Source organism: Microbacterium sp. B24 (genome assembly GCF_000333415.1).
Lineage (GTDB): Bacteria > Actinomycetota > Actinomycetes > Actinomycetales > Microbacteriaceae > Microbacterium.
In genome coordinates, this window is the sequence record NZ_BADB01000309.1 from 1 (window position 1) to 5,821 (window position 5,821).

Below are 5,821 nucleotides of genomic sequence, written 5' to 3' on the forward strand. Positions count from 1 at the left end.
TCAATCGGAACAAGCGCGGCGTCCAGGCCCAGAGTTTGGGCGACCGGCAGCACCGCCGCCGTCGCTTCACGGTCGGCGAGGCGAATGCGCCACGTGCGCAGACGCGTCGCCGCCGCCGCGACCCGCTCGCTGCTCACCGTCGCGCCGTCGACGAGGGACACCGCCTCGTCCACGACCTCCTCGAGCTCGGAGAGGATGTGGCTGGAGATGAGGATCGTGCGCCCCTCGGCGGCGAGGCGGCGCAGCAGCACGCGCAGGTCGATGCGTGCTTGCGGGTCCAGGCCCGAGGCCGGCTCGTCCAGCAGCAGCACGCGGGGATCGTGCACGAGGGCGCGCGCGAGGCCGAGGCGCTGCTTCTGCCCGCGCGACAGCACGCGTGCCGGCGCATCGGACAGCATCCCGAGCCCCACCTCGTCGAGCAGCCGCGCGGCGCCCGCCTGGGCCGCCGCGGCGTCCAGACCGTAGAGGCGGCCGGTCATGACGAGCGTCTCGCGGGCGGTGAGGGTCGGCCACGCGCCGAGGGCGTCGGGCATCCAGCCGAGCAGGGCGCGGGCGGCGGCGGGCTCGGCGAGCGGGTCGACGCCGCCGATGCGGATCGAACCGGCATCCGGCGCGAGCAGCGAGGCCAGCATGAGCATGAGCGTGGTCTTGCCCGAGCCGTTCGGGCCGACGAGCCCGGTGACGGCGCCCGCCCGCGCCTCCAACGAGACATCGCGCACGGCCTGCACGTGTCCGAACGAGCGGCGCACTCCGGTGACGACGATGCCGGGGAGGGTCATGCCCTCACCCTATGCGAGAGCTGTGTCGCAGCTGCGAAGCGCACGGTGAACACTCAGCGGCCGAACGGAGGGCCGGTCAGCCGAAGGACGCCACCCCGAGGTCGGCATGGTCGACGAAGACGCCGTCGATCCCGGCATCCCGGAGGACCGCCCACTCCGCACGGTAGTCGCCGAAGGCGGCGTCGTCCTCACCGCGGCGGAACGCGGGCGTCAGGAAGGTGTTCTCGGGACGACACGTCCAGGTGAACACGGCAAGCCCCGCCGCGTGCGCCTCGGCGACCAGCTCGGCTCCCCCCGGTGGCGACGCGCTCAGCAGCATCGCCTTGTCGACGCTGATGCCGTCCACCTCCTCCGCCAGCCGTGCCAGCCCGGCGGCGCTGACCTGGTCGCGATACGGTGTCGCCGCCTCACCGTGGACCGCGACGAGATCGAACGGCGCACCGTCGGCCTCGACGAGGTAGACGTACGTCGCGGGGATGCCGCGCGCACGCAGCTGTCGCAGGACGGTCAGTTCGAACGACTCCACGAACAGCGGGTGCGCTCCCTCGGCCCACCCCGCGTCGCGCAGCTCGGCGGCGACCAGCGCCGCGACATCGAAGCCCCGCGCCCCGAAGAAGGTGGCGTGCTTGATCTCCAGCACGATGCCGATGTCGCGCCCCTGTTCACGTGAGGCTGTCGCGACGAGATCGAGCAGGTCGCGCAACCGCAGCGGCGGTTCCGTGTCATCGAAGGCCGCACTGCCGGGGCGCAGGTGCGGCAGTCGCTCGCGACAGCGCAGCGTCGACAGCTCCGCCCAGGTGAAGTCCTCGGTGAACCAGCCCGTCTGCGGGACGCCATCGACCGGCTTCGTCGTGCGACGGTCCGCGAACTCGGGACGGTCGGCGACGTCGGTCGTCCCCGAGATCTCGTTCTCGTGCCGGACGACGGCCACCGCATCCTTCGTGAAGACGACATCGGGCTCGACGGCATCCACTCCCATCGCCAGCGCCAGCTCATACGACGAGCGGGTGTGCTCGGGGCGGTATCCGGGGGCGCCGCGATGACCGATCACCAGCGGGCGGGCACGAGGCATGGGCCCAGGCTACCGATCGAGGCCCGTCTGAGCGCCTTCACAGCAGCAGCACAGCCGGCGCCTGACGATGCGGCGCAGCCGTCCGATAGCCTGTTATCCACAGCACCTCGCTGTGCACCCGACCGGTGCACCCTAGGGAGTGGAAAGAGACCATGGCCTCCGGCAACTTCGCATTCAACAACCCGGCGTTCCAAGAGCAACGCCCCGGCCTCACGCCGCCTGCCGCACCGCAGCCCGGCGCCCCGACCGCCTACGCCGCGACGTCGCACCAGGTGACGGATGCCGCGGTGAACGCCCAGCTCGAGGGCGCGTTCGCCGCCCCTGCCGCCGCGTCGCACCAGACCGGCCGCATGACCGTCGAGGACACCGTCGCCAAGACGGTGGGCCTGTTCGCGATCCTCCTCGTCACGGCCGTCATCGGCTGGGTGTGGACGCTCGGCGGCGCCTTCTCGCCCACCGACGTGGCGCGCACATCGCAGATCACGATCGTGCCGTGGATCCTCGGCATGCTCGGCGGCTTCGTCCTCGCGATGGTCGTCTCCTTCACCTCCCGCAAGAAGGTCCGCCCGGCGCTGATCTTCGGCTACGCGGCCTTCGAGGGCCTGTTCGTCGGCGGCATCTCGGCCTACTTCGAGTTCATCTGGCCCGGCATCGTCATGCAGGCCACGATCGCCACCTTCGCCGTCGTCGGTGTGACCCTCGCCCTGTTCGCGAGCGGCAAGGTGCGCGCGAGCGCGCGCGCCAACAAGATCTTCCTGATCGCGATGGTCGGCTATCTCGTCTTCGGCCTCATCAACCTGGTGCTCATGTGGACGGGAATCGCGCCCGGCGCCTTCGGCCTGTACAGCGCGAAGATCGCCGGCATTCCGATCGGCCTGATCATCGGTGTGCTCGTGGTCATCATGGCCGCCTACTCGCTCGTGCAGGACTTCGACCAGATCCAGCAGGGCGTCCGCAACGGCGCGCCCCGCGAGTTCGGCTGGCTTGGCGGCTTCGGCATCATGGTGACGGTCGTCTGGCTCTACATCGAGATCCTGCGCATGATCGCGATCCTGCGCGGCAACAACTGACACACAGCGCACCCGCGCACGAAGGGCCCGTCCGGATCGCCGGACGGGCCCTTCGTCATGCGGGGATCACTCCCACTCGATGGTTCCCGGGGGCTTCGACGTGACGTCGAGCACGACCCGGTTGACCTCGCGGACCTCATTGGTGATGCGGTTGCTGATCTTGGACAGCACGTCGTAGGGCAGGCGCGTCCAGTCGGCGGTCATGGCGTCTTCGCTGGAGACCGGGCGCAGCACGATCGGATGCCCGTACGTGCGACCGTCTCCCTGCACACCGACGGAGCGTACATCGGCCAGCAGCACGACGGGGCACTGCCAGATCTCTCCGTCGAGGCCCGCCTTGGTCAGCTCCTCGCGGGCGATGGCGTCGGCGTCACGCAGAATCTCGAGCCGGTCAGCGGTGACCTCGCCCACGATGCGGATGCCGAGGCCGGGCCCCGGAAAGGGCTGACGCCCGACGATCGCTTCGGGAAGACCGAGTTCACGGCCGATGGCGCGCACCTCGTCCTTGAACAGCGTGCGCAGCGGCTCGACGAGCTCGAACTGCAGATCCTCCGGAAGCCCGCCGACGTTGTGGTGGCTCTTGATGTTGGCCGTGCCCGCTCCGCCGCCGGATTCGACCACGTCGGGGTAGAGCGTGCCCTGCACGAGGAAGCGGATCGGCTCGCCCTCGGCGGCCGCCTCGGCGACCAGGTCGGACTGCACCTTCTCGAAGGCGCGGATGAACTCCCGGCCGATGATCTTGCGCTTCTGCTCGGGGTCGCTGACACCGGCCAGCGCGTTCAGGAACGTGTCGCGCGCGTCGACGGTGATCAGGCGCACACCGGTGGAGGCCACGTAGTCGTTCTCGACTTGCTCGCGCTCGCCCTTGCGCAGCAGCCCGTGGTCGACGAACACGGCGACGAGCTGGTCGCCGACGGCCTTGTGCACGAGCGCCGTCGACACGGCCGAGTCCACCCCGCCCGACAGCGCGGACAGCACGCGACCGGTGCCGACCTGTGCGCGGATGCGATCGACCTGCTCGGCAATGACGTTGCCACTGTTCCAGTCGGCCGCAAGGCCGGCCGCCTTGTGGAGGAAGTTGACCAACACGTCCTGGCCGTAGTCGGAGTGCTTGACCTCGGGGTGCCACTGCACGCCGTAGAAGCACTTCTCGGCGTTGCCGAAGGCGGGCCACCGGTGTCGCGGCGGTCGACGCGAGCACCTCGAAGCCGGCGGGTGCCGTGGCGACCTGTTCGCCGTGGCTCATCCAGACGTTCTGCTCGGCCGGCTGACCGCCGAGGAGCACTCCGCCGTCGTTCACGACGACGGCATCCGTCGCGCCGTACTCGCGCAGGCCCGTGTTGGCGACCTCGCCGCCGAGCTGCTGGGCCATCACCTGGAAGCCGTAGCAGATGCCGAGCGTCGGCACGCCGAGCTGCAGCACGCCGGGATCGAGCGAGGGCGCCCCGGGCTCGTAGACCGACGACGGCCCACCGGACAGGATGATCGCGACGGGGTTCTTGGCCTCGACCTCGGCGGCGGTGACGGTGTGCGGCACGAGCTCGCTGTACACACCGGCCTCACGCACCCGACGCGCGATGAGCTGTGCGTACTGGGCTCCGAAATCGACGACGAGGACGGGACGCTGAGCGGTCTCGGTCTGGGTGGTCACCGGCTGCCTTCCGTGGCGGGGATCGAGGCGGAGGATTCGTCGGCTTCGCGCTGGGCGAGGTAGGCCCGCACCTCGCGCGCGACGCGCGCCTCCATGAAGAACGACAGCAGCGGCACGATGCCGCCGAGCGCTAGCACGATGAAGCGCACGAAGCCCCAGCGCATGAGGCTCCAGACGCGGAAGCACGCGAAGAGGTAGACGACGTAGAACCAGCCGTGCGCGATGAGGATGCCGGTGGAGAGGTTGATCGCTCCCCCGGTGAGGTCGGCGCCGCCGTCGAGGGCCACGGGGTGCAGCCACAGCGCTCCCCCGGACCCGCCCGCGAACAGCTCGTAGCCGAACGCGTACTTCACGATCATCTCGGCGCACAGCGACAGGAGCATCACACCCGTGATCACCGAGGCGATCTGGTAGAACCTGAGCGCCCCGCGGATCGCCGGAAAACTGGCGAGTTTGGGCTGAGGCATGCCGTCAAGTCTAGTCGGCGTGCGCGGACGCTCCGGCGGCCTGCGCCTCCTCCAGCGCCTCGACCTCCTTCTCCCACGCGTCGCGTGCGAGCCGGTACCACATGTAGAACGCGAAGCCCGCGAAGATGGCCCATTCGACGGCGTAGAAGATGTTCAGCCAGTTGACGCTGGAGCCCTCCGCCGGCGCCGGCGAGTCGATCGCGACGAGCCCGCCCACGAGCGGTTCGCCGGCGTCGGCGACGAGGTACGAGCGGTACACCGACAGCTCCTCGGTGTCATGCCACCAGCTCAGCAGCGCGGCCGGCGACATCCGCGTCATCTCGGTGTCCGGGGCCCCGCGCGGGGGCGCGACGGGACCCTCGTCGGCGATCAGCCGACCGGTGAGCGTGAGCGCGCCGCCGGGGTCGGCGTTGAGAGTGGATGCCGCGGCATCCGCGACCGCACGGTCGGCGCTCCAGCCGACGGCGACGGCCAGGGAGGTCGGCGTCGCCGCGTCGGTGCGCAGCTGCCCGGTGACCCAGTACCCCTGCTGACCGTCGTTGAAGCGCGAGGAGACCACGAGGAAATCGCCGGGGACGAATGATCCGGCGACCTCGACACGCTGACCGACCAGCGGCTCGGGCAGGTAGGCGCCGGGCGCGGTCACGTCGGCGATCGGGCGCACCTGTTCGGTGGCTCCGGGCGCCGGCGGCGAGGTGTCGATGGCGCGGCCCAGCTGCCACTGGCCGAGCCAGGCGAACACCGCCGCGACGACGACTCTAGAGGATCCCCGGGACCGAGCT

The 5,821-nt window shown here is 70.4% G+C and carries 5 protein-coding genes and 1 pseudogene; 1 reads left to right on the forward strand and 5 read right to left on the reverse strand.

The annotated features are described in order from the left end of the window. Nucleotides 1-779, reverse strand: a 779-nt coding sequence (locus I5I_RS07985; RefSeq protein WP_036318288.1) for an ABC transporter ATP-binding protein, incomplete at its 3' end; no start/stop codon positions are given. 76 nt (nucleotides 780-855) lie between these two features. Beyond that, on the reverse strand, nucleotides 856-1,851 hold the full coding sequence (locus tag I5I_RS07990; protein WP_036318289.1) for a glycerophosphodiester phosphodiesterase family protein: 996 nt from the start codon (nucleotides 1,849-1,851) through the stop codon (nucleotides 856-858). Between the two features lie 152 nt (nucleotides 1,852-2,003). Here I5I_RS07990 and I5I_RS07995 point away from each other — a divergent pair, with 152 nt between their 5' ends. After that, the gene (locus I5I_RS07995; protein ID WP_036318290.1) at nucleotides 2,004-2,921 is read left to right on the forward strand and encodes a Bax inhibitor-1/YccA family protein; all 918 of its coding nucleotides are present in this window, start codon (nucleotides 2,004-2,006) and stop codon (nucleotides 2,919-2,921) included. A 66-nt stretch (nucleotides 2,922-2,987) separates the two neighbouring features. Here I5I_RS07995 and guaA read toward each other — a convergent pair. From guaA to I5I_RS08010, 3 genes and pseudogenes are all read right to left on the reverse strand, one after another. Beyond that, nucleotides 2,988-4,572, reverse strand: a pseudogene (gene guaA, locus I5I_RS08000) (glutamine-hydrolyzing GMP synthase). Further along, entirely contained in the window at nucleotides 4,569-5,039 is a 471-nt protein-coding gene (locus I5I_RS08005) for a DUF3817 domain-containing protein (protein WP_036318291.1), read from the reverse strand. Before I5I_RS08005 ends, guaA begins: the two are co-directional and overlap by 4 nt. A 10-nt stretch (nucleotides 5,040-5,049) precedes the next feature. Beyond that, nucleotides 5,050-5,781: an SURF1 family protein gene (locus I5I_RS08010; protein ID WP_239640058.1), complete on the reverse strand. Its 732-nt coding sequence runs from the start codon at nucleotides 5,779-5,781 to the stop codon at nucleotides 5,050-5,052. Nucleotides 5,782-5,821: the final 40 nt, after the last annotated feature.